This is a genomic window from Prochlorococcus sp. MIT 1306 (assembly GCF_047304515.1).
GTDB classification, from domain to species: domain Bacteria; phylum Cyanobacteriota; class Cyanobacteriia; order PCC-6307; family Cyanobiaceae; genus Prochlorococcus; species Prochlorococcus marinus_D.
The window spans coordinates 2,084,139-2,106,480 of record NZ_CP138959.1; the positions used below are offsets into that span (position 1 = coordinate 2,084,139).

General features: G+C 52.3%; 21 protein-coding genes. 18 read left to right on the plus strand and 3 right to left on the minus strand.

Features of this window, described 5'->3' with window-relative positions:
* Nucleotides 1-997: 997 nt before the first annotated feature.
* From SIB74_RS10495 to SIB74_RS10510, 4 genes are all read left to right on the plus strand, one after another.
* Complete coding sequence (locus SIB74_RS10495; protein ID WP_231906124.1) at nt 998-1,345, plus strand: hypothetical protein; 348 nt, start codon at nt 998-1,000, stop codon at nt 1,343-1,345.
* A gap of 1,076 nt (nt 1,346-2,421) precedes the next feature.
* Nucleotides 2,422-3,099, plus strand: a complete 678-nt coding sequence (locus tag SIB74_RS10500; protein WP_231906123.1) for a hypothetical protein — start codon at nt 2,422-2,424, stop codon at nt 3,097-3,099.
* A gap of 129 nt (nt 3,100-3,228) precedes the next feature.
* A complete protein-coding gene (locus SIB74_RS10505; protein ID WP_063396668.1) occupies nt 3,229-3,543 on the plus strand; it encodes a hypothetical protein in 315 nt (104 codons plus the stop codon).
* Complete coding sequence (locus tag SIB74_RS10510; protein ID WP_063396667.1) at nt 3,543-5,222, plus strand: ABC1 kinase family protein; 1,680 nt, start codon at nt 3,543-3,545, stop codon at nt 5,220-5,222. Before SIB74_RS10505 ends, SIB74_RS10510 begins: the two co-directional genes overlap by 1 nt.
* Before the next feature lie 44 nt (nt 5,223-5,266).
* Here the strand turns inward: SIB74_RS10510 and eno are convergent, their stop codons facing one another.
* Complete coding sequence (gene eno / locus SIB74_RS10515) at nt 5,267-6,562, minus strand: phosphopyruvate hydratase (RefSeq protein ID WP_063396666.1); 1,296 nt, start codon at nt 6,560-6,562, stop codon at nt 5,267-5,269.
* 145 nt (nt 6,563-6,707) lie between these two features.
* Between eno and gloA the strand changes: the two genes are divergently transcribed.
* From gloA to rplL, 8 genes are all read left to right on the plus strand, one after another.
* Nucleotides 6,708-7,109, plus strand: coding sequence for a lactoylglutathione lyase (gloA, locus tag SIB74_RS10520; protein ID WP_063396665.1), 402 nt, complete (start codon nt 6,708-6,710; stop codon nt 7,107-7,109).
* 5 nt (nt 7,110-7,114) lie between these two features.
* A complete protein-coding gene (locus tag SIB74_RS10525; RefSeq protein ID WP_063396664.1) occupies nt 7,115-9,895 on the plus strand; it encodes an ATP-dependent Clp protease ATP-binding subunit in 2,781 nt (926 codons plus the stop codon).
* A 73-nt stretch (nt 9,896-9,968) separates the two neighbouring features.
* Nucleotides 9,969-10,241, plus strand: a complete 273-nt coding sequence (gene secE / locus SIB74_RS10530; RefSeq protein WP_011131450.1) for a preprotein translocase subunit SecE — start codon at nt 9,969-9,971, stop codon at nt 10,239-10,241.
* A gap of 69 nt (nt 10,242-10,310) precedes the next feature.
* On the plus strand, nt 10,311-10,982 hold the full coding sequence (nusG, locus tag SIB74_RS10535; protein WP_011131451.1) for a transcription termination/antitermination protein NusG: 672 nt from the start codon (nt 10,311-10,313) through the stop codon (nt 10,980-10,982).
* A 109-nt stretch (nt 10,983-11,091) separates the two neighbouring features.
* Nucleotides 11,092-11,517 (plus strand): 50S ribosomal protein L11, encoded by a 426-nt coding sequence (gene rplK, locus SIB74_RS10540; protein WP_011131452.1) that lies wholly within the window; start codon nt 11,092-11,094, stop codon nt 11,515-11,517.
* Nucleotides 11,518-11,602: 85 nt separating this feature from the next.
* Nucleotides 11,603-12,310 (plus strand): 50S ribosomal protein L1, encoded by a 708-nt coding sequence (gene rplA, locus SIB74_RS10545; RefSeq protein WP_041374969.1) that lies wholly within the window; start codon nt 11,603-11,605, stop codon nt 12,308-12,310.
* Between the two features lie 236 nt (nt 12,311-12,546).
* Entirely contained in the window at nt 12,547-13,074 is a 528-nt protein-coding gene (gene rplJ, locus SIB74_RS10550; protein WP_011131454.1) for a 50S ribosomal protein L10, read from the plus strand.
* A 49-nt stretch (nt 13,075-13,123) separates the two neighbouring features.
* Nucleotides 13,124-13,519, plus strand: a complete 396-nt coding sequence (gene rplL / locus SIB74_RS10555) for a 50S ribosomal protein L7/L12 (RefSeq protein ID WP_063396967.1) — start codon at nt 13,124-13,126, stop codon at nt 13,517-13,519.
* A 278-nt stretch (nt 13,520-13,797) separates the two neighbouring features.
* Here the strand turns inward: rplL and SIB74_RS10560 are convergent, their stop codons facing one another.
* On the minus strand, nt 13,798-14,535 hold the full coding sequence (locus SIB74_RS10560; RefSeq protein WP_063396663.1) for a DUF3747 domain-containing protein: 738 nt from the start codon (nt 14,533-14,535) through the stop codon (nt 13,798-13,800).
* A 61-nt stretch (nt 14,536-14,596) separates the two neighbouring features.
* Here SIB74_RS10560 and rnhA point away from each other — a divergent pair, with 61 nt between their 5' ends.
* The 6 genes from rnhA to SIB74_RS10590 all read left to right on the plus strand — a co-directional run bounded on the left by rnhA (nt 14,597) and on the right by SIB74_RS10590 (nt 21,447).
* Nucleotides 14,597-15,370 (plus strand): ribonuclease HI, encoded by a 774-nt coding sequence (rnhA, locus tag SIB74_RS10565; protein WP_063396662.1) that lies wholly within the window; start codon nt 14,597-14,599, stop codon nt 15,368-15,370.
* Nucleotides 15,371-15,381: 11 nt separating this feature from the next.
* On the plus strand, nt 15,382-16,560 hold the full coding sequence (locus SIB74_RS10570; RefSeq protein ID WP_011827356.1) for a quinone-dependent dihydroorotate dehydrogenase: 1,179 nt from the start codon (nt 15,382-15,384) through the stop codon (nt 16,558-16,560).
* Nucleotides 16,561-16,598: 38 nt separating this feature from the next.
* Nucleotides 16,599-17,597, plus strand: a complete 999-nt coding sequence (locus tag SIB74_RS10575; protein WP_063396966.1) for a hypothetical protein — start codon at nt 16,599-16,601, stop codon at nt 17,595-17,597.
* Nucleotides 17,597-18,295, plus strand: a complete 699-nt coding sequence (locus SIB74_RS10580) for a PilN domain-containing protein (RefSeq protein ID WP_063396965.1) — start codon at nt 17,597-17,599, stop codon at nt 18,293-18,295. The genes SIB74_RS10575 and SIB74_RS10580 overlap by 1 nt, the downstream gene beginning before the upstream one ends.
* Entirely contained in the window at nt 18,292-19,047 is a 756-nt protein-coding gene (locus SIB74_RS10585; protein ID WP_063396661.1) for a hypothetical protein, read from the plus strand. The genes SIB74_RS10580 and SIB74_RS10585 overlap by 4 nt, the downstream gene beginning before the upstream one ends.
* 75 nt (nt 19,048-19,122) lie before the next feature.
* Nucleotides 19,123-21,447, plus strand: a complete 2,325-nt coding sequence (locus SIB74_RS10590; protein ID WP_063396660.1) for a type II secretion system protein GspD — start codon at nt 19,123-19,125, stop codon at nt 21,445-21,447.
* Nucleotides 21,448-21,481: 34 nt separating this feature from the next.
* On the opposite strand, the gene SIB74_RS10595 is transcribed toward SIB74_RS10590, so the two are convergent.
* A complete protein-coding gene (locus SIB74_RS10595; RefSeq protein WP_063396659.1) occupies nt 21,482-22,291 on the minus strand; it encodes a pentapeptide repeat-containing protein in 810 nt (269 codons plus the stop codon).
* Nucleotides 22,292-22,342: the final 51 nt, after the last annotated feature.

The following is a 22,342-nucleotide window of genomic DNA, read 5'->3' on the forward strand; positions in this document are numbered from 1 at the left end:
GATGTTTCCCTTAACCTCCCTAACCATTTTTATTTTCCCTTCACGTTTACGCCCTGCCAATCCCCTCGATATACATGTGCACTATTTAAATTTATGAGTGTTTATACAGATTGCCCTATACGATTTCTCGGCGATACTTTAACAATATTAATATCTTTTACCATGAAATTTACTTTTGAATCCCAATCAGAAATTTATTACATGCTAAAAGCATTGAATGAAACCCACACTGCCATAGAAAATGGCCATGTGGGCCTAATCAATGATCAAACTCGTAAAGAGTTTGATTCATTGAGAGATAAATTTCAAGACTTTGTCCTTTCCAATCTCTAGCTGTTAAAGCGCCTAGTGGTCCACATAATTGATTTGGCATTAAAAATAGAGCTCCCTTAGCTAGCTTTGACTGCAAAGGTCATTTCAGTGACTCACTTGTTGCACTCCCTCAAAATATGTCATAAGGGACCTTACGCTTGAGGGGGAATACCTCCCTTTTTTTTGGAGGTCAAGCGTTTCAGCTTATTTAGATGAGCATGACCACACTACTGTTTGTATTTCTATAAGTTTTGGACATTATTTCCATAACCTCGGATTCAAAGTATGCAGCTATTGACAACATATTGATTGAGTCATCCCCCCCCCCACTTTGATTGAATTCATAACGACCTATTTTTTTATAGAAAATAATCTGCGAGCTTACGATATTTTCTATCAAGAAAACTGTCTCTAATCTTTCTTTCTTGAGGGCAGAAGCCAGTTGGTCTCCAAAGTACTCATTGGCTCGATTGATAACTTTCAAATATCATATCAATAATCCTAAAGTCTATCGACTTGTTTTTCAAGCTAGCTCATAGGTGATGATTCAATTGACCATCAAGAGAATAGTATTTAAGAACAGAGCCAATTAAATTAAAAACTTAGCTTTTCGTGTTAGAGACTGTTATTATATAATCAATTAAGCGCAAGGCAATTGAGATCATTATCAAGGCTCCCAATTTTAATGACCACTCTACTTTCATTTCTATTCTCTGGCCCCAGTAGTGCTCAGGCTCAATCACAACAAGACGTCGGCATCAAAATCAATGGTGACAATGGAAATACTTACTTTTTCAGTCAAGCTAATGTTGCCTGTGAAGATAAAGTTGGTGCTTATCAATTCCCTACTTCAACTTGGTGTAAGGCGAATGGTTTTTCAGAAGACCTTACGGGGCAACGAAAACCTTACACTGGTTGGCAACTTTGTGCTATTACATCTCGATATCTTGCGCCCCCAGAATATAGTAATATCAATTCAGTGACCTGTACAGCTGCGCGCAAGTCTGGAAAACTTCCTGAGCTGATTGAGTAGTGTTGTAGTTATTTGTTGTCTGCGTATCGAAGAGACCATCAGGTTTCATGTTTCCAAGTTCTTATCTTAGGTGTCAACTTTTTGCTTAGGATTGAATTGTTAGAAGCTTTTCTATAATCAAAAATTTTGCCTGTATGGACCCTTGCTAAAACGATAACGCCAATAATGATTGGCAACTATGGCTAGATGCCCATTGCTTGCTTTCAGTTTTTTCTATTATGCCGCGTAGTAAATTAAGCAATTTATTTCGCAATATTGTTATTGCATAAGTGCATACATCAACGCAAAGGCAATCCTATAAAGTGGAAATTATATGCCAATAAAGCCAACTTAAATCTCTCTTGAATCCTGCTTTCGTCAATACCACCGGGCGCAATATTTTCAGAGTGATTGAGAGGAGAATGCATGATCATCACGAGTTCATTTACTTATCAATTCGTCAATGCGTATGGATTGGCCATATTGCCAACAGTGTTTGTACGACTAATGGACATTGATCACCATTTCAAAGGAAATGTATGCTGAGCTTGGTTCAAATACACTGGAGCTCCCCGATGCTCCAGTGATTTCTATCTCATAGTCTCTTGCCATGCAGCAACGGATTTTTCAAGTTCATTGACTTGGCAGCCATGAAATATCTCATTTCTTTTTTGAACCACGAATTTGCGTGTGCTTGCTGAAGCTGATGGTGATGCAGCCATCCAAACTAGTCAGTCGTCTTTTGCACACGTATCAAGCTTCTAGTTGTTTACTTTCTATCTCAGGCTATCGACAAGGCCATGTCATGAATGGTTAGGATCGCGCGCTAATTTACCTTTCTGTCTATAAACCTAAGATCGCAATTAGTGGGAAAACAGCAGTTGGAAGCTTTTAACAACACTTAGATCATCTGGCTCTACGTCTATAAATTCTGCAAAGCTTCTAGTGTCAATCTTTTGTGCTTGCATCTACTTTGACCCATCTAAGTATGGATGATTGATCAGTCTTGATCGAGCGAGGACTGATTGGCCTCAGGGATTGTTTTGCCCTTGTTTGAACTTTAAAGCTGATCAAGACGACTGGATATGCTTGATCACGTGGCCAAACCATCACCAACTGAGCAGAAGAACCGCAAGCGCCCACGCTTTTGGCTTGGACCTTTGTTGGTGGGTGGGTGTTTTGCCCTGGGCTATGGCATGACCCAGAGGATCATGATTCTGCGTGGGAACACGCAGCAGCCTCAGCAACAGTCTTTTGGACCGACTCCTTTGCCATTTCCAGGAGAGCGCCTAGAAGGACTGCGTCGTCGGCATGGTGGCAGCAATGCAGATCTACAGGCGGATGTCGCTGCCAAGGAAGCCAAAATTACAGCCAAACGTAAGACCAAAGAACAGGCTGAGAAGCAGGCAAAGCAGCAAGCAGAGAAGTTGGCTGCTGCCGCTGCTCTTCGCCGTGAACAGGAGCTTCAAGCGATTCGCCAAGCCACAGAAGCCGACTCGGCAGACCCCGGTCTGGCTGACCCCGCTCTGGCTGCTCCAGAACTGCCTGCACCAATCAACCCTCAGGGAACAAGACCTGCTCAACCAGTAGCTCCAAAGCCCAAGCCTGCAAGAACACCAGCATCAGACTCTCTTGGCAGGCCAACGCCGCCTCAGCCAGTAGCTCCAAAGCCCAAGCCTTCCAGCACACCAGCATCAGATTTCCTTCGCAGGAGAGACTCCCCTCAACGGCCGCACTCGCCAGTATCAGACTTTCTTAGGAGGAACTATCCCTAAAAGCCCTTGAAAGTGATCACCCCATTTGCAAGCGACCCATCTCATACTTTGACAAGGCCTCCCAACGATCCTTCAGTGCTTTGATTGCGAGTTGGATCTGCCACAGTTTCAGACATCCGTGCTGTGGTCATGAGTTCTCCTGATTCCCTACTCAGAGCGACCTTGAACCGCTTAGCAGCACGATTGGGTCATGGGCTTGCTGACGCTGCTGCTGGCCTGGCATTGCTTGCGCAGGATGCTCCAGAGCGCGTTAGCAAGGAATGGGATCTTTTTCAGCAAGAGGTGATTGCAGAGGCCGATCGTCTGGAGCAGGAATCTGGCGAGGTCGGTGAGACAAAGGCCACCTCATCGCCAGTTTCTAATCAAGATCAGGTTCAGGATCAGATCGATCGTCTTAGGGCAAAGGTGGCAGACCTCAATCGTCAGGTTGAGATCAACCAGTAATGGCTTGTCCGTCCCTGCTGGTAGCGATTCGGCGTGGGCTGCGTGCGCTGCGTATTTGGCGTGCAGTTTTGACGTTAATCATCTTTGTTTGGTGGGATGCCCGTCAATGGACTTATCCAGGTGGTTGTACCAGTGAGCGGCGGCAGGCCCGCCAAACAATTCGAGCTCGTTGGCTCACTACAGAATTGCTCCAACTTGGTTCCGCTTTTATCAAGCTTGGCCAGTTGCTCTCGGCACGTCCTGATGTTTTGCCAGTTCAATGGGTATCTGAACTGGCTGATCTTCAGGACAAGGTCCCTGCATTTAGTTTTGAGCAAGCTCAAATTCTGCTGGAGCAGGAATTGGGGGACCGCTGTGCAGAGATCATTGATCTTGATGATCAGCCCCTTGCAGCCGCCTCCCTAGCTCAGGTTCATCGCGCCAGTCTGCGCAGCGGTCGGCAAGTTGTCCTGAAGATTCAACGGCCCCGCCTGGAGCGATTGTTTCGCCTGGATTTGCAAATCATGCAGCAGGTCGCTGCTGTACTGCAACGTCACCCCAAATGGGGACGTGGACGCGACTGGGTGGCGATTGCTCAGGAATGCCGTCGGGTCTTGTTAAGGGAGCTCGACTTTCGTGTGGAGGCTCAGTACGCAGCTCGGTTTCGTCAACAGTTTCTTGATGATTCTCGTATTCGCGTGCCTGCAGTGGTCTGGGAGCTCAGCACCCGGCGTGTTCTTTGTCTCGATTATTTGCCAGGCATCAAGGTGAATGATCGTGAGGCTTTATTGAAGGCAGGAATTGATCCCTCGGCCGTAGCGGAGCTTGGAGCCGCCAGTTATCTGCAGCAGCTCGTGCGATTCGGTTTTTTTCATGCCGATCCCCATCCAGGCAACCTTGCCGTGGCCCCTGATGGAGCTCTCATTTACTACGACTTCGGCATGATGGGGCTGCTCTCCGATTCTTTGCGGCGTCGGCTCGGTTCGATGATTCGTGCGGCGGCGGCTAGAGATGCGGCAACCCTGGTTGAGGAGTTGCAGGCTGCGGGTTTGATTGCTTATGGCATCGACGTTGGGCCTGTGCGGCGGTTGGTGCGAGTGATGTTTCAAGACGCTTTGACACCCCCCTTCAGCGCCAATGTGATCGAGAAACTTTCCGGAGATCTCTACGAGTTGGTTTATGGCCAACCCTTTCGGCTGCCAGTTGAGCTGATTTTTGTAATGCGTGCTCTCTCCACCTTTGAAGGTGTGGGGCGAAGCCTCGACTCAGGCTTTAGTTTGATGGCTATAGCCAAGCCATATTTACTGCCACTGATGACTTCAAGCGGTTCTGGTCCCAACGATCTGCTCAATGAACTCGGCCGTCAGGTCGGTGCTATTGGCAGCCGGGCTGCAGCCTTGCCAAGGCGTCTGGACGAAAGCCTTGAACGACTTGAACAAGGAGATCTGCAATTGCAGATCCGGATGGGTGAATCCGATCGACAGTTGCGGCGCATGATCAGCGTTCAGAAGGCCCTTGGTCAATCGGTTTTATTGGGCTCTCTAGGCATTGCAGCTGCTCTTTTGGGGGCAAGTAGTCGGCCGATTTGGGCTGTCTTGCCATTGGTCGCGGCTCTCCCGGTGGGCTTCGGTTGGTTCAGATTGCAGATCAAGATGGGACGTGAGTCGCGCATGGATCATGTGTCGAGTCAGAGTCGCTGAAGCGATTCCAAAGTGATCCCCGTCCAACCCTTTGAGGCCTGTGCTTAGCTTCGGCCCCGTGGCCCTTGTCCTGTGGCACCGGCATAGAGGGCTTGACTACCGAGTTCGTCTTCGATTCGCAGCAGTTGGTTGTATTTCGCTACCCGTTCACTGCGACTTAGGGAGCCCGTTTTGATCTGCCCAGCACGGGTAGCAACGGCAAGGTCTGCAATTGTGGTGTCTTCTGTTTCGCCGCTGCGGTGGCTGATCACGCTGGTGTAACCAGAGCGCCCAGCAAGATCAATGGCCTGAAGCGTTTCGGTTAGCGAGCCGATCTGATTCACTTTAATCAAGATGGAATTGGCTACGTTTTGATCAATTCCCTGTTGTAGGCGCTTAGTACTAGTTACAAAAATATCGTCACCTATCAGTTGGATACGCTTCCCCAATTTTTTTGTGAGTAGAGCCCAACCTTGCCAATCATCTTCTGCTAGTCCATCTTCGATCGAAATGATTGGGTAGCGATCAACAAGTTTTTCGAGCTGATTGACCATTTCGGTGCTGGTGTAACTCCCGCCCCCGAAGGCATAGCAGCCGTCTTTATAGAACTCTGTGCTGGCTACATCTAGTGCCAAGGAAATATCCTTACCAGGCGAATAGCCTGCTTTTTCGATTGCTTGAATGAGCAGATCTCCTGCTGCATCATTGTTGGTCAGGTTGGGCGCAAAGCCGCCTTCATCTCCAACTGCCGTTGAGAGCCCCTGAGCACTGAGCAGGCCCTTGAGTGTATGGAATACTTCTGCGCCCATGCGAAGCGATTCTCGGAATGTGCTTGCTCCATGGGGCACCAGCATGAATTCCTGAAAATCGAGATTGTTAGCAGCATGCGCACCACCGTTGATCACATTCATCAGCGGTACGGGCAGCAATGAGGCCATGGGGCCACCCAAGTAGCGGTAGAGGGGCAAACCCAAGCCATTGGCGGCCGCGCGGGCAGTGGCCATGCTCACGGCCAGGATCGCGTTTGCGCCCAGGCTTGATTTGTTGTCGCTGCCATCAAGCTCTTGCATGGTGCCATCAACACTGGCCTGATCTAGGGAGGAGATCCCACAGAGCGCTGGGGCAATCCGATCCTCGATATGGTTCACAGCCTTAGTCACCCCTTTGCCCATGTAGCGGCTGTCGCCATCTCTTAATTCATGCGCTTCATGGGCACCGGTGCTTGCTCCGCTGGGCACGATGGCCCGACCGATGGCACCTGCTTCGAGCAACACTTCTGCTTCAACTGTGGGGTTGCCGCGGGAGTCCAGAACCTCTCTGGCCACGATGGTGTCAATGACGAGGTCGAGGGAATCGATCACCTGTGACGAATTGAAGTTGCGTGGATCCTATGGTTTGCCATCCCGCGGACTGTGCACCGCCTAGCCCTTTTACTGATGCTGAGGCTGTTGTCAGTCGTAGAACGACGCAGAATGAACTGAGTCTTAAAGGTCAGGATCGCTCGAGATGCGGATGTTGCACACGATGCTGAGGGTGGGGGATTTGGATCGTTCTCTGCGCTTCTACACCGAGGTTCTAGGCATGCAGCTGTTGCGGCGAAAGGACTACCCCTCAGGTCGCTTCACCTTGGCGTTTGTCGGTTATGGCGAGGAGAGTGACACCACTGTGCTGGAGCTCACACACAACTGGGACCAAGATCACTACGAGTTGGGAAAGGGCTATGGCCATATCGCCTTGGGCGTGGAGGATATTCAATCCACCTGCTTGGCCATCTCAAAGCGAGGGGGTCGTGTGGTGCGAGAACCCGGGCCTATGCAACATGGCAGCACCGTGATTGCCTTTGTGGAAGATCCCGATGGCTACAAGGTGGAGCTGATTCAACTGGCCTCTCGTGAGGCCGCGAGCTGAACCCTATGCATCCTGAGACCAGCCAAGCCGCTTCCGCCCAGGGAAGTCTCACAAGTGATCCTGATCGATTCAGTGATGAAGCTTGGGATTTGTTGCTTGTCGGTCAGGATGTCGCCCGCCGTTGGCGACATGGTCAGCTGGATGTGGAGCACTTGATCCAGGTGCTTTTCAATGATCGGCGTTACAGCGATTGGGTGTTGGCTCTGCCCATTGATTCAACTGCGCTGCTGGATCGCTTGGAAGGTTTTTTGGCCGAGCAGCCTATGGCCCGAGGTGATGAGTTGTTCATCGGTGATGACCTTGAAGACCTCCTTGAAGAAGCAGACCGTTCCAGAGTTCGCTGGGGATCTCGGCTGATTGATGTGTCTCATTTGCTGATTGCATTGGGGCGCGATCCGCGCATTGGAGCCGAGCTATTTGAAGAGGTAGGACTGCCCAGTGAACGCCTGGAAGCGGAGTTGAGACGCTTGCCCAAAGGCAGGCGCCAGTTGCGTACATCAACGCCGCCTTCTCCTCCTGCGCCCGATACTGCGCCACCTGCAGCGGTGGCCTCACAAACGAGACCTGTCTCCTCTCCTACCCCGCCGATTATCCAAGAGCCTGCCATCGCTGCTGGTGAGCCAACTCCATTGCAACTCCAGCAAGAACCTCAGGCTCTTGAGGCCTATGGTCGTGACCTTACCGCTGCAGCTCAGGCAGGACAGCTAGATCCTGTGATCGGTAGAGATCCAGAGATTCGCCGTTTGATCAAGGTTTTATCCCGTCGCGGCAAGAACAATCCGGTGTTGATTGGAGCTCCTGGTGTTGGTAAAACGGCCATCGCCGAGCTGTTGGCTCAACGCATTGTTGCTGGGGAGGTTCCTGATTCCCTGAAGGGTTTGCGCTTGATCTCCCTTGATCTTGGTGCACTGATTGCTGGGGCCAAGTTTCGTGGTCAATTTGAGGAACGGCTTCGGTCTGTGTTGAAAGAGGTGAGCGATCCAGATGCAGGTGTGGTGTTGTTCATCGATGAACTGCACACGGTGGTGAGCAGCGATCGTTCCAGTGCGGATGCTGGAAGTTTGCTCAAGCCGGCTTTAGCAAGGGGAGACCTCCGCTGTATTGGGGCCACGACCCCTGAGAACTATCGCCGCACAGTGGAGAAGGATCAGGCACTCAATCGGCGTTTTCAGCAGGTTTTAATCAAGGAGCCGAGTCTTGAATTGAGCGTTGAAATCTTGCGAGGCCTGAAAGAGCGCTACGAACTTCACCACGGCGTCACGATCACCGATGGTGCGGTGACTGCTGCAAATCGCTTGGCTGATCGCTACATCAGTGACCGCTGCTTACCTGATAAGGCCATCGATCTCATCGATGAGGCTGCAGCCCAGCTCAAGATGGATGTCACCTCGAAGCCTCAGGTGGTTGAAGAGGCGGAGGCAGAGCTGCGTCGTGTCGAGCTTGCTTTGCTGGCGGCTGAGCAGGCACCGGAGGTTGAACGGGTGCAGTTACAGGCTGCTCGAATTGCTGCGGCGTCTCAGCTCACAGATTTACGAGAGCGCTGGCAGATCGAACGGGATCATCTGGCCGAGTTGCGGGATTTGTTGCAACAAGACGAGGATCTCCGCAATGCCATTGCTGAAGCAGAGCGACTCGGTGATCTAGAGGCGGCTGCACGTCTTCAATACGACCAATTGCATAGGGTTCAGCAACGGCGGGCCGACCTTGAAGAAACGTTGGCTGTTGCCCAGGCATCTGGTTCGGCGCTCCTACGCGAGCAAGTGGAGGCTGAAGACATTGCCGATGTCGTTGCACGCTGGACTGGCATTCCTGTTCAGCGGTTGCTGGCGGCTGAACGGCAAAAGTTGCTAGATCTTGAAGCCCATCTAGGCGAGCGGGTGATTGGTCAGCCCGAAGCGGTTCAGGCGGTGGCGGCAGCGATTCGTCGGGCTCGAGCGGGCATGAAGGATCCGCGCCGTCCTGTTGGTTCGTTTTTGTTTCTTGGACCCACTGGCGTGGGCAAGACAGAACTGGCAAAAGCGCTTGCGGCCTCCTTGTTCGATGAGGAAGAGGCGCTGGTGCGACTCGATATGAGTGAATTCATGGAACGCAATGCCGTGGCGCGTCTTTTGGGGGCTCCTCCCGGCTATGTCGGCTATGAGGAGGGTGGACAGCTCACCGAAGCAGTGTGTCGCCGTCCTTATGCGGTGTTACTTCTTGATGAAATTGAGAAGGCTCATCCTGATGTGTTCAATGTGCTCCTGCAGGTTCTGGACGATGGCCGTCTCACTGACTCGCAGGGCCGCACCGTGGACTTCCGTCACACCGTGGTTGTGATGACTAGCAACTTGGCTAGTCGCGCCATCCTTGATGCGTCTCGCTTGGCGCAGCAGGAGGGGACAGATGGGGATTGTCTTGATCAGAGCCTGGCTCAAAAGGTTGATCAGGCCCTCAATAAGCAATTTCGGCCTGAATTTTTGAATCGCATCGATGAGGTAATACGTTTTCGGCCGCTCAAGGCTGATGACCTTCAGCGAATTGTGCAGCTGCAATTGGCCGATCTCTCCAGCCTGCTTGCTGAGCAAGGTCTTGAATTGCGTGTGGAGGCAGACGCTGTTGAGGCTTTGGCTTTGCAAGGTTATGAGCCGGAATATGGCGCTCGCCCTTTACGGCGTGTACTACGTCGTCGGGTTGAGAACCCGTTGGCCACGGAATTGCTGGAAGAGCGTTTCAGCGGTGCCCGCGCCGTGCGCGTGATACCCGGTGCTCAGGCCTCCGAACCATTTCAGTTCCTTCCTGAGGATTGAAACAGGTATCCGGTAAAGTGTTTGTTTGCCGGCGTGTGCTTCAGCACCGGCGATAGCCACCGGCCTAAGCTCCGTGACCAGCCCTATTTCCGAGGACACCACAGACTCCAGCGAATCTCCTGCCGAGGACACCACAGACTCCAGCGATTCTCCTGAGGCAGAACCGACCCGTCAGAGTGGGTTTCTTGCAGCAACATATGAGGAGTTGAGCCTGGTGGTATGGCCCAGTCGCCAGCAGCTGTTCAGCGAATCCATCGCCGTGATCCTGATGGTCAGTCTCTCGGCTGCATTCATCGCTGCCGTGAGTCGGTTTTATAGCTGGGCGTCGTCCCAGATTTTCGTTTGATTGTGTAGGGCGGTTTTGCTGTCTTGCCTCAACCGTCTTTCCCAAACCATTAGCTTCTTATCAGCGCAAGTGTCAGAACTCGAGCTCACACCACAAGAACCATCTGAGGTTCTGGAACTGCCGGCTCCTAATGATGGAGAGGAGGGTACCAAGGCCCCAACTCCTGCAGCCAGAACAACCGTAGCCCGCTGGTATGCCATTCAGGTGGCCTCGAGCTGTGAGAAGAAGGTGAAGGCAACTCTTGAGCAGCGGGCCGTCACCCTTGGTGTGAGCAACAGGATTCTGGAGATTGAAATTCCCCAGACCCCAGCGGTGAAATTGAAAAAGGATGGCAGTCGTCAGTCCACTGAGGAGAAAGTCTTTCCGGGGTACGTGTTGGTACGAATGGTTCTTGATGAAGACACAATGATGGCGGTGCGCAGCACCCCCAACGTGATCAACTTCGTGGGGGCTGAGGACCGCCGCGCCACAGGGAAAGCTCGTGGTCACATCAAACCCCGACCGCTCAGTCGTCAGGAGGTGGATCGCATCTTCAAACGTGCTGCTGAGAAAAAGACACTCGTCAAGGTCGATCTCGCGGAGGGCGACCAGATCCTTGTGACCTCGGGTCCTTTCAAGGACTTCCAGGGGGAGGTGATCGAAGTCTCTGGAGAGCGCAGCAAGCTGAAAGCTCTTCTCTCAATCTTTGGCAGAGAAACACCTGTGGAACTCGAGTTTTCTCAAATCAATAAACAGAATTGAGCTAACGGCGGCCGTCTCCCTGCGGAGGGCGGCCAAAGAGGTGGGTCACCATCTTGCCGCACTTGTCCCAAGGGCCAGGTCATCCGCAATCGTTCAATCCCGCTCGTCCATGGCCAAGAAAGTTGTATCTGTGATCAAGCTGGCCCTTCAGGCTGGCAAAGCTAATCCTGCTCCGCCTGTGGGTCCTGCCCTTGGCCAGCATGGAGTCAACATCATGGCGTTTTGCAAGGAGTACAACGCTCGCACGCAGGACAAGGCCGGATTAGTGATTCCGGTAGAGATCTCGGTTTTTGAAGACCGTAGTTTCACATTCATTACCAAGACTCCCCCAGCATCAGTGCTGATCACGAAGGCTGCCGGGATCGAAAAAGGTTCTGGTGAGTCCGCCCATGGCAAGGTCGGCTCCCTAAGCCGTTCTCAGCTTGAAGAGATCGCCAAGACCAAGCTGCCTGATCTCAATTGCACCAGTATTGAGTCGGCCATGCGCATCATTGAAGGTACTGCTCGAAACATGGGCGTTTCCATCAGCGACTGACACTGATGTAGCGTCCATCTTCAAGATTCATCTATTCACCATTTTCGGGGGAGACACGTTGTGTCGCCTGCACCCCACATCTACCATGCCAAAACTGTCTAAACGTATTACTGGTCTTCTCGCCAAAGTTGAAGACCGTGTTTATCAGCCTATTGAGGCCATTCAGCTCGTCAAAGAGAACGCCACAGCAAAGTTCGACGAAACCATCGAAGCCCACGTGCGCCTTGGGATTGATCCCAAATACACCGATCAACAGTTGCGAACCACTGTTGCTCTGCCTCAAGGTACGGGTCAGAGCGTGCGCATCGCTGTGATCACCAGGGGTGAGAAATTAGCTGAGGCAAAGACAGCTGGGGCTGAGTTGGCTGGGGATGATGATTTGGTGGAAAGCATCGGCAAAGGCCAGATGGATTTCGATCTTTTGATCGCTACCCCTGACATGATGCCCAAGGTGGCCAAACTGGGCAGAGTGCTCGGTCCCCGTGGCCTGATGCCAAACCCTAAGGCTGGAACAGTAACCACGGATTTAGCGGCGGCGATCAAGGAGTTCAAGGCCGGCAAGCTGGAATTCAGGGCTGATCGTGCTGGCATCGTGCATGTGCGTTTCGGCAAGGCAAGTTTTTCCGCAGATGCCCTGCTCGAGAATCTGAAGACCTTGCAGGAGACCATCGATCGCAATAAGCCAAGTGGTGCCAAGGGTCGCTATTGGAAGAGTCTGTACATCACCTCCACCATGGGTCCTTCAGTGGAAGTGGACGTAACTGCTCTTCAGGACATCGAAGAGGACGCTTGACCTTGTTGCTGTAGGGTTGCACCTTGGCGAAAGCCAACGGGCACGCGCCCGACCCAAGACAACAGGTTGCCATCTTGCACTGATGCTTCATGCATCATTTGAGGTTGTTTAAGTCCTGTCGAGGTAGATGCGAAGGTTTTTCCCTGTAGGGATTGGATCGACACGCGGCCTCTGCTCTTTTTTGAGCACTTGGCGAGTGCGTGTCCAGCTTGTTCACCCGATCCGATCCAATTCCTATGGGCCGCACTCTGGAGAGCAAGCAACAGATTGTCGAAGAGCTCAAGGGGCTTCTCGGCGAGGCCGAAATGGCACTGGTCCTGGATTATCAGGGCCTCTCCATTAAGGAAATGTCTGATCTGCGCACGCGTTTGCAGGCCAGCAACGGGGTGTGCAAGGTGACCAAAAACACCTTGATGCGCCACGCCATTAATGGGAATGGTGCCTGGTCGAATCTCGAATCCTTACTGACTGGTACCAACGCCTTCGTTCTGATCAAGGGCGATGTTGGTGGTGCTGTTAAGGCCGTACAGGCTTTTCAGAAGGACACTAAAAAATCCGAGACGAAGGGTGGTCTTTTCGAAGGCAAGCTCCTCTCACAGGGTGAGATCAAGGCTATTGGTGATCTTCCGACCAAGGAGGTTCTGATGGCGCAGATCGCAGGTTCCCTCAATGCCTTGGCTACCAAGGTTGCTGTGGGTATCAACGAGGTTCCTTCCGGCCTTGCCCGGGCGCTTCATCAACACGCCGAGAGTGGCGAGAGCTGAACGTCTTCGATTCGACTGTTTCTCCCTGATCTGTTGCTTAATCCAAACCATGTCTAAAAAAACCGACGACATTCTTGACTCACTAAAAACCCTTTCTTTGCTTGAGGCTTCTGAGCTGGTTAAGCAGATTGAGGATGCTTTTGGCGTCTCTGCCGCTCCTTCTGCAGGCGTTGTGATGGCTGCTGCTGGTGGCGCTGCTGCTGGTGGCGCTGCTGAAGCTGCCGAAGAGCAAACCGAATTTGATGTTGTGCTTGAGAGTTTCGACGCTTCAGCCAAGATCAAGGTCCTTAAGGCTGTTCGTGAAGCCACCGGCCTCGGCTTGGGCGACGCTAAAGCCATGGTCGAAGCAGCTCCTAAGACCATCAAGGAAGGCATTGCTAAGAATGATGCTGAGGCTCTCAAAAAGGCCATCGAAGAGGTTGGCGGTAAGGTCAGCCTCAAGTGATTGCCAGCGGATAGCGGCCTTCAGTTTGGTTGCTATGCATCCGTTTTTTTAACTCTTAACCGGTCCTTCGGGGCCGGTGTTTTTTTGCGTAGCCAATATGCAAAAAAATCCCCGCCAAAGGCAGGGATTTTTAGGTGGGACAGATTCAGGAGTCTTTCCTTGTTTCGACCCTGAACTGTTGATTCGCACCCCTCACAATATTAATGATATAAGGCAATCTATAGAGTTACTAGTATTAAGGGGCGCTAATTCAACTGTCCTCTCTGCAGTGGCCTGCGTCACGGACGATAAGGAATCACAAGGAGTCGAATGGGACCCTTGCCATGCATGACGCTGTTGTTAGCTATTGAAATTGGGGGAGGGAGTGGGGCCTTTGGAGCTCCTAGTTGATTGAAGACGGAAGGTCCTTGATGAGCTGATGCTTTGGCAATTAAGAGGTTCACAGGATCTGGATGAGCAAAGTAGACGTGGCTGAGTTTGCGTCCTTGGTATATGCGACGCTCCAGCTTCCAACCTGGTTCCAAGTTTAATTTCACAAACGCATCACGATTGCGTTGAGGAAGTATTGCGCTGGCAACGGTAATTGGAACCGACCGCGCAGGATCGAGGGCTTTTAGTTCCAGATAGTCTCGGCTTTGTTTGATTCGCAGCCGAAAGCTGTGAGCCACGTCTTCGCCGCTACTTCGCAAGGAATAGCCATTGCTGTCTAAGTAACGATTGCAGATTCCTGCAAAGTTGAAGTTATTAAGGGTTGGGTTGACCAATCCGTCTGGACGGTTTTGCCAGCAAAGTGGCAGAGGCTTGATTTGTTCGAGTACGAGCAGTTTCCAGCGATTTCCTCCCACTGCCTGAGCCAACACGACCAAGCGTTCTTGGTTGAGAGGCTGACTATTGAAAATCGTTTTGGAGATTGCTGGCAAGGTCGTCAGCAAAGTGAATAAACCAAGACCTAAAACCAACAGCCTGTTGCCTGGCTTTCTCAATGCCATGAGGAGCTCGGGGGAGGTTCGCGACATAGGGTCTAATTACTAAGGACCAAGCGAACCGTGTTGTACCAAACAACAACAGACTTCTCAAATGGCTGATGGTCGTGGACGGGTTGTGGCTGCTGCCACTGATGGGGCTTGTAGTGGAAATCCTGGCCCTGGGGGCTGGGGGGCACTGCTGCGCTTTGAGGATGGGAGCGTGGAGGAGTTCGGAGGCCATGCGCCGGCCACGACCAACAACCGCATGGAACTTCAGGCGGCCCTTCATGTGCTGGAGCAGCTCAAAGAGCTTCCTTGTCACCCCGATTTAAAGATCCGTACCGACAGCAAATATTTAATTGATGGTTTAAGCAAATGGATGGCGGGATGGAAACGTAAGGGTTGGCGTACGGCGGCTGGCAAGCCTGTGCTGAATCAGGATCTCTGGCGAGCTCTAGACCGTGCGCGCTTGGATGATGTGCCCCTGGCTTATGTGAAAGGTCACAGCGGTGACCCAGACAATGAAAGGGTTGACCAAATCGCAGTGAGCTTTTCCAAAGGAGGTGGTGCTGCAGCGTTGATGTCTGGACAGGGGTCAGCCTCTATTGCACTCGGTCTTGTTGAGCCAATCAAAGAAGCTGGAGATGGCGAAGATTGTGCCCCTTCTGATTTGCAGCGGCTGCTCACAAGACTGGAGCTGGCTGATCGTTTCGCTGTGCGTGGCTATGGCCTCAGCCTGGTTGAGTTGGCCCAGTTGGTGGAGCAACCAATCGAGCAGCTTGCGAGTAAGACTGCCCCCTGGCGTTGGCGCGATTGGCTATTGGAGCCTATGGGGGAAAACCACTGGCGGTTGCGCCGCTGCGCGGCAGGATCGGATCAGATCTGAGGAGGCCCAGGATGGCTGAGCCATCACCTGCAAAGGTGTACTCCACCGGTGGGTTGTATCGCCGTTGGCTGGGACCAATACTCGCGAATGATCAGGGCTTAGATCCGGAACAGTTGACTCAAGCAGCATTGAGTGCCCTTAGCCAGACGTCCCTACGTAGAGATTGGCCAGGCGTATCAGCTGTCTTGGCAGCTATAGCGTTGGATTTGCAACGCCATGATTTGCGGCTTGAGCAAGTGTTGTTCGGCTGCCGGTTTCGTAATCCTGTTGGACTGGCAGCTGGCTTTGACAAAAACGGAGTGGCGGCCAGTATCTGGGATCGCTTTGGATTTGGATTCGCCGAACTCGGCACTGTGACTTGGCATGGGCAGACCGGTAACCCTCGGCCCCGACTCTTTCGCCTTGCTGCTGAGCAGGCCGCTTTGAACCGGATGGGTTTCAACAACAACGGTGCTGAGGTGATGCGTCGCACTTTGGAGAAACAGGCTTTGCCTTCACCTGGCCAGCGTCCAGCTGTGCTGGGTCTCAACTTGGGCAAATCCAGGATCACGCCATTGGAGCAGGCCCCAGACGACTACGCCTTATCGCTTGAGTTACTGGCACCATTGGCGGATTACGCCGTGATCAATGTCAGCTCGCCTAATACACCCGGCTTGCGTGATCTCCAGGATGCCAGCCAGTTAAGGCGTCTGGTGGAGCGATTGCGACGATTGCAAGGATGCCCGCCACTACTGGTGAAGATAGCTCCGGATCTCGAGGATGATGCCATTGATGGCCTGGCTCGCTTGGCTTATGAGGAGGGTTTAGCAGGTGTCATTGCTGTCAATACCAGCCTCGACCGGTTCGGCCTCGACGGGCGGGTCCTTCCCAAAACGGGTCGCAGCCTGGCGGAGGAAGCTGGTGGGCTCAGTGGAGCGCCTCTGCGTCAACGGGCCTTGGAGGTGCTGCGTCGGCTGCGGGCCACTGCAGGTCCGGCGTTGCCATTGATCGGCGTGGGAGGCATCGACTCGCCAGAGGCTGCATGGGAGCGAATCAGTGCCGGAGCTTCACTTGTGCAGCTTTACACCGGTTGGATCTTTAAGGGTCCAGATTTGGTGCCGAATATTTTGGATGGGCTGATCGGCCAGCTTGACCGCCATGGCTTCCGGCATGTGTCTGAGGCTGTAGGGAGCGGCGTGCCCTGGCAGTAGCCGATACCCTTCGTCCAGAGCGGGGTTGCCTTTCCTTGGTGTTGGCTGGTCTACGCGAACGTTTTCCGCAGCTGGAACAGTTGCAGGCCATGGCGGAGCGGTGGCTTTTGAAACAACGGGTGCTGCTTGTTGTTGATGAGTCTGCTCTCGTGATGCTCTGGAAACAGGGGGAGAGATTGACTCTTCGACATGTACCCCTGCCTCAGGGCCTTTGTCGTGCAGGCATGCCGACCCTGCGTCAAGCTTTGGGTGAGTTGTTAGGGGACCTACTTCTGGATATCGGTCTTCTCGGAGGCCAGCTGGAGATGTTGTTGCCGATGCAGGCCTGTCAATGGCGCTTGCTCTGCTGGCCCGATGGAGAACCAGAGGTGGATCAGATAAAGGCCCTGCGAGAACTAAACCCTGAGCTGAATTGGCCATTGTCCTTATCGGAGTCTTATTTAGCTGTTTCATCAGTGCAGCTTGCTAGATCTTTGTCGCCGCCAACGCCGCTGTCTTTAGCCGTTGCGACTGATCGGTTGATGGTGCATGCCTGGATTGATGTCGTCGAGGCGGCGGATCTACAGCTAGTGAGCCTTGAGTGGATGCTGACAGCTGCCTGGCGAGCTGTACGTGTGGCCAGCCAACACTTTGAAGGTGATCTGGCTTGGTTGTTGAAGCATCATGGGCACTGGCGTTTAGTGCTCTTACGCAGCGGTTTGCCTGAGCTCGACCATGCTCTTTCGGCTTCTTTTGATGGTGGCGATCTGAAGCAGGATCTTTTGCAGGAACTTGATGAAGTGTTGCAGGCTTGGCGTTTACGCAGCGAAGGGGCGTCGCCCCCTTTGGCATGGTGGGTTACAGCCGCTGCTGTTGATCAACAGCAACTTTGTTTAGCGTTGGAGTCTCAAGGTCAAGGTGAGTGCCTAAGCAAGCAAAAGCTTTGGGTGGTTGGTGAAGAGCAACCCGCCCTTGAAGGGCCAGAGCCTGATTTCTGGCAGGGTGACTGCGCAGCTTTGGCTTGTTTAGCCCTAGCTGGCGCCTGGGAGCAATGCTGATGGCTCAATTGACTAGGGCTGAGTTGAATCTGCTGCAGGAACGTCGCCAGGAGTTGGGTCTGAACGCTCAGCCTGCTCTTGTGCCTCAGGTGCGATCCTTGCTTGGCAAAGGCCTGGGGCTCGGTGGTCTGCTGGTGCTCGCTGTAGTGGCAGTGGCCGCTTGGTTGGCCTGGCAAGAAAGTCAGCAACAGGTTGAGCTTGATCGCTTGCAGCCACTAGAGCAACAATTGCGGCTGGATCAGAGGCAACTGCAGCAGCTAAAGGCACGTACAGCTGTCATACGTAAGGAAAACACCCAGATCGCTGAACAGTTGGTCGCGGTTCGAGCCAGCTCTGCACTGATGGAACAATTGCGTCGGCTGACGCCTCAAGGCATACAGCTAAAGGAGGTTGCGGTAAGAACTCAGCAGATCAAAATTGTCGGTCAATCCTTGGGCGGTGGTTCTCCGGGGCCCTTTGAACGCATCAATGCATTGGTTCTGCAACTTGCAGCACTGCCGATGGTGAAACCTGATGGGGTGAAGGTTTTGAAAGTGGTGAGGGAGGGGGCTGGTGAGGACGAGGAATTCGTGCAATTCAGCATCGATGTGACTTTGGATCCCAAGGCGAAGCCTTCTCTAAAGGAGTTGAGTGAGTTGGGTGCAAGCGGCTTGGTAGAGCGCTATCGGCTGCTTGAGGAGCAGGGGGTCGCACCATGACCAATCTCAGCCAAGAGCGGCCGAGCTGGCAACGCAAACTCACACGTGAGCGTGTCTTGGTGGGAGTGCCGCTCGTGGTAGGCGGCATGGTGGCTTGCTCGTTGGTCTTCACGGTTGTATCGCCTAGCTTGGTTCGCCTGAAAGACCAGCAGCAACGTCTGGAACAACTGCTCAACCAAGAGGCCTCATTACCCTTGCTGCCTGGCCAGTTGAAGACAGCCACTGAACAGTTAGCAAAGGTTCAACAACAGCAGGATGTGTTGCTGAATCTGGTGGCAGGTAAGAACAAAATTCAAACCTTTTTGGCTCAGTTGAGCCGCGAAGCCATGGCGGCAGGGGTGGTTCTGGAGCTCTATGAACCTGTGTTAGTCGCCCCGTCACCATCGGCAGCTAACAGCCAAGAGCCTCCGGGAACGAAGTCGAACCCAGATGGCGAGGAGATCAGCCCTGAAAACCCACTGGCAGGACGTGGTTACGAGAAAACAGCCGTGCTCCTTCAGGCCCGTGGACCTTTTATCGCCCTGCAGGGCTTTCTTAGAGGAATAGAAGCTTTGCAGCTCGTGGTCCAACCCAGTGATCTTGAGCTCACAGCACTCGACCCTAAGCAGGGGCCAGAAGATGACGTCGTAACAGGACCAGCACTCACGCAGCTCAAGCTGAAACTAACCTTCTATGACAAAACATCCGTTCCTGCCAAGCAAGGCAAGCGAAGGATTCTTGATTCTGAGGAAGGATTCCCTCCTGAAGCCTGAAGCGCCCTGGCTGGCAAGGAAATCGATCGATACCATCCGTGAAGATTGTGTGCCAGATCCACCCTGGGTCGCCGTATGTCTCGTTCCCAGCGACTGGTTCCTTTGCTTGCAGCTCTTGGTTTGTATGGCGCGTCTATCAGCGGTGGCTTGATGCTGCCAGCTCCGGTGAAGGCACAGAAGCAGGGGACGATGGAGCTGAAGTTGCGACGCTCTCAGGACAGCGTTGAAATCATCATTGAAGGTGTGGGCCCGCAGCCCGTTGTGCAGCAGCGACAGACTGGTCAGAACTGGGAAGGTCGATTGACCACCCAGGGCAAGCCTGGACTGCGCCGCGGTCCACAGCAAGTGTCGATGCCGCAACTGGGGCTGCAATCTGTGAGCCTTGCAGGATCAGGCGAGAGCTATCAATTAAATGTTGAAGGTGTGGCCGGCAGGCCGTTACTGGAACCATTGGTTAGTGCCGACGGCCGCAATTTGATCCTTAGCTTTCCTGGATTGACGGCTCAGGCTACGCAAAGTGGACGATTGGATCTGCGCACGCCAGGGCGGGTGCCTCAGGCGTCTTATGTACCGCCTTTGCGACAACGTGCTGTAGCGCCTCCACTAGGAGATATGGCCGTGGGCACCATGGTGCTGAGTAACCGCAGTTTTGTGCAGGTGAGTGGTCCTTCAGTGACTCTGACCTTGAACAATGCTCCTGCGAAAGATGCCTTGATGTCTCTTGCTCGATTGGGAGGCTATGGATTCATTTTTGTAGGGGATGATTCAGAAAGTGAAAACACGACTGGAGTGGGCACATCAGCAGATGCGCCAGTCAATGGTGTTAATAAGAAGGTGTCGATGGCGTTTCAAAATGAGAGCTATGCCCGTGCCCTCAATGGGGTGCTGTTGGCATCAGGGTTACAGGGCAAGCTTGATGGCCGCACGTTGCTTGTTGGCAGTGCCGTTGCGAGCAAAACATTTGGGCCTAAGGTTTCGAAGGTGTATCGGTTGAATCAAGCAAGTGCTGCTTCTGCAGCTGACTACTTGGCCAGCCTCGGAGCTGCGATCAGTAAGGTGAATATCGTCAGCATTACAGCTGGCAAGGCATCATCCGCAGGCACATCTCAGCTCAGCAATCAGGTTTCACAAACTTCTTCTAAGACGACGAGTATTGAAACCTACGGAGCATCAGCTGGCCCTCTCAGGGGTCTTACAGGTACAACTGATTCACGCCTGCAAACAATCACATTGGTAGGGGATTCTCAATTGGTTGCTGTGGCGGAGAGCTATCTCAAGCAGATCGATCTGCGCTCTAGGCAAGTGGCGTTATCAGTGAAGATTTTAGATGTTAATTTAGACAATAATAGCGAAATGGATAATAGCTTTTCGATGCGGTTTGGCGATAATTTAATTGTCAACGATAATGGCGAATTATTGGCAGCATTTGGGAGTAATATACCTGCCAATAAAGAGACCTTTAGCTCTGCACCATTGGAGACTGAAAGTGGAATTAGTACTACTAAAACTCAGGCTATTGACTATGGCTTAATGTATCTTGTTGATTCTCAAGGTTTTTCTACAGGAATCATTGAGACTGATGATGAAGGAAAGGCTGTAAAGGCAGAGGGAATGCAGTTCAATCCTGATGGTTCAATCGCTACTAATGGAGGCAGAGGGCCAATTATTTATGATGTAGGTACAGCGGTATCTTCAACAACTCCTGCCGCAAGAACAAAGACTCCAAATCCAGCTTCTAATTACCAGGATCAAGCTTTTTATGACTTCCTAAGGGCTCAAATTATTTCGTCGAATACGAAGGTTATGGCCTCGCCAACATTGATACTCTCGGAGAGCCCCGAATCTATTTCTGGAGAGATTGGACGCTCAAAAGCGAATGAGGCCCAGGTGACAATTGGCGATAAAATTATTACATCATACAAAATAGTCCAAGACGACAATGGCAATGCTTATTGTGAGGCTGGTTTTGATAATGCCGGTTTAACTTTGGGTGCCATGGTTAGCAAGATTGATGACAATGGCTTCGTTACATTTACGATTGAACCTGATCTTTCAGCTGTTGTGGGCCAGCCAATCAGCACTGGAGGTCAATGTGGGGACGTTCGAACTGTTAACTCAAGGCGCTTAGAAACGGGTGCCGTTCGCGTTCGTGATGGTCAAACGTTAATTCTTACTGGTGTGATCAGCGATTCGGATACGGAGATAGTCACAAAATGGCCGATTTTGGGAGATATACCTTTAATTGGTCAGTTCTTCAGGTCTTCGCGTGGATCGAGGCGGAAGAATGAGCTTGTGATCATGGTTACGCCTCGTATTATTAATGACGAGCGAGGGGGGACTTACGGCTATGGTTATCAACCTTCTACTAAAGCAACACGCAGTTTAATTTATTCCCAGTAGTTCAACACAATCAATAGTCTTTCATTTTGGACTTTTAAAAGGCGAGGGGCGATAAAAACTTTACTGCTATTGGTAACAACTGTTGAAACAAACCAGTTGCACTGTTAAGTATCGAGCTACCAACTCCATTGCCTCCTCGTTGGGCTGGATCTTGTTTCACTTGTTCTGCACCATCTCGTAGTTGCTTGGCAATCTCAGGTTGTTCTTGTTGGTCGTAGAGCTCAGCGGCGAAGGCAAAATCTCTTGAGGCCAATTCTCGTTTCGCTTGTTCGGCTCGAGTGATGCCGCGGGCAACCCATGTGATTGCTGCATCAGGTCGACGCATTAGGGCTTTATTGAAGTAGTCCTCTGCTTCTGGATAGCGACCTTGCAAAACTTCCTCCACACCAGCGTTATGGAGGGAGGCATAGTCGCTAGCCACTGCTTGGACTCCCTTGGCATCCTTCCAGTGACTAATAGACAATCCGTTTTCGTCCAGTTTTGCGCCACTGAGATCGGCTCCGATCAGATCAGTTCCTGTGAGCGTGGCACCTCTGAGATCGGCCCCACGTAATGAGGCATGGCGAAGGGTGGCAAAGCTCAGGTCAGCCCCGTTTAGGTTGGCTCCATCAAGCTGAGCGCGACCGAGGTCGGCTCTCTGCAACTTGGCCTTTTCAAGGTTGGCAGCACGCAGATCGGCATGCATCAGATCGGCATCCTCAAGACTGCAACTCATGCAGGTGCCTGTCTCCAGCAGTTGCACGAGATGCTTGAAGTTGTTTTCAGCTCCACTGCGTTGAGCAATGCCAAGGATTGCAGTGCTGCCAATCAGGGTCACCATGAAGGCGGTCAGACGACGGCGCATCGTTTGAGCGATTAGAAATTTGCTGTGCCATTGCTTTCTATCGGCTTTTTT

What these genes read in the sequence shown, in the direction of transcription:
- SIB74_RS10495 (WP_231906124.1), top strand. Translation starts at nt 998, where the DNA reads ATGACCACTCTACTTTCATTTCTATTCTCTGGCCCCAGTAGTGCTCAG.
- SIB74_RS10505 (WP_063396668.1), top strand. Translation starts at nt 3,229, where the DNA reads ATGAGTTCTCCTGATTCCCTACTCAGAGCGACCTTGAACCGCTTAGCA.
- SIB74_RS10510 (WP_063396667.1), top strand. Translation starts at nt 3,543, where the DNA reads ATGGCTTGTCCGTCCCTGCTGGTAGCGATTCGGCGTGGGCTGCGTGCG.
- gloA (WP_063396665.1), top strand. Translation starts at nt 6,708, where the DNA reads ATGCGGATGTTGCACACGATGCTGAGGGTGGGGGATTTGGATCGTTCT.
- SIB74_RS10525 (WP_063396664.1), top strand. Translation starts at nt 7,115, where the DNA reads ATGCATCCTGAGACCAGCCAAGCCGCTTCCGCCCAGGGAAGTCTCACA.
- rplK (WP_011131452.1), top strand. Translation starts at nt 11,092, where the DNA reads ATGGCCAAGAAAGTTGTATCTGTGATCAAGCTGGCCCTTCAGGCTGGC.
- rplA (WP_041374969.1), top strand. Translation starts at nt 11,603, where the DNA reads ATGCCAAAACTGTCTAAACGTATTACTGGTCTTCTCGCCAAAGTTGAA.
- rplJ (WP_011131454.1), top strand. Translation starts at nt 12,547, where the DNA reads ATGGGCCGCACTCTGGAGAGCAAGCAACAGATTGTCGAAGAGCTCAAG.
- rplL (WP_063396967.1), top strand. Translation starts at nt 13,124, where the DNA reads ATGTCTAAAAAAACCGACGACATTCTTGACTCACTAAAAACCCTTTCT.
- SIB74_RS10560 (WP_063396663.1), bottom strand. Translation starts at nt 14,535, where the DNA reads ATGTCGCGAACCTCCCCCGAGCTCCTCATGGCATTGAGAAAGCCAGGC.
- rnhA (WP_063396662.1), top strand. Translation starts at nt 14,597, where the DNA reads ATGGCTGATGGTCGTGGACGGGTTGTGGCTGCTGCCACTGATGGGGCT.
- SIB74_RS10570 (WP_011827356.1), top strand. Translation starts at nt 15,382, where the DNA reads ATGGCTGAGCCATCACCTGCAAAGGTGTACTCCACCGGTGGGTTGTAT.
- SIB74_RS10580 (WP_063396965.1), top strand. Translation starts at nt 17,597, where the DNA reads ATGGCTCAATTGACTAGGGCTGAGTTGAATCTGCTGCAGGAACGTCGC.
- SIB74_RS10585 (WP_063396661.1), top strand. Translation starts at nt 18,292, where the DNA reads ATGACCAATCTCAGCCAAGAGCGGCCGAGCTGGCAACGCAAACTCACA.
- SIB74_RS10590 (WP_063396660.1), top strand. Translation starts at nt 19,123, where the DNA reads ATGTCTCGTTCCCAGCGACTGGTTCCTTTGCTTGCAGCTCTTGGTTTG.
- SIB74_RS10595 (WP_063396659.1), bottom strand. Translation starts at nt 22,291, where the DNA reads ATGCGCCGTCGTCTGACCGCCTTCATGGTGACCCTGATTGGCAGCACT.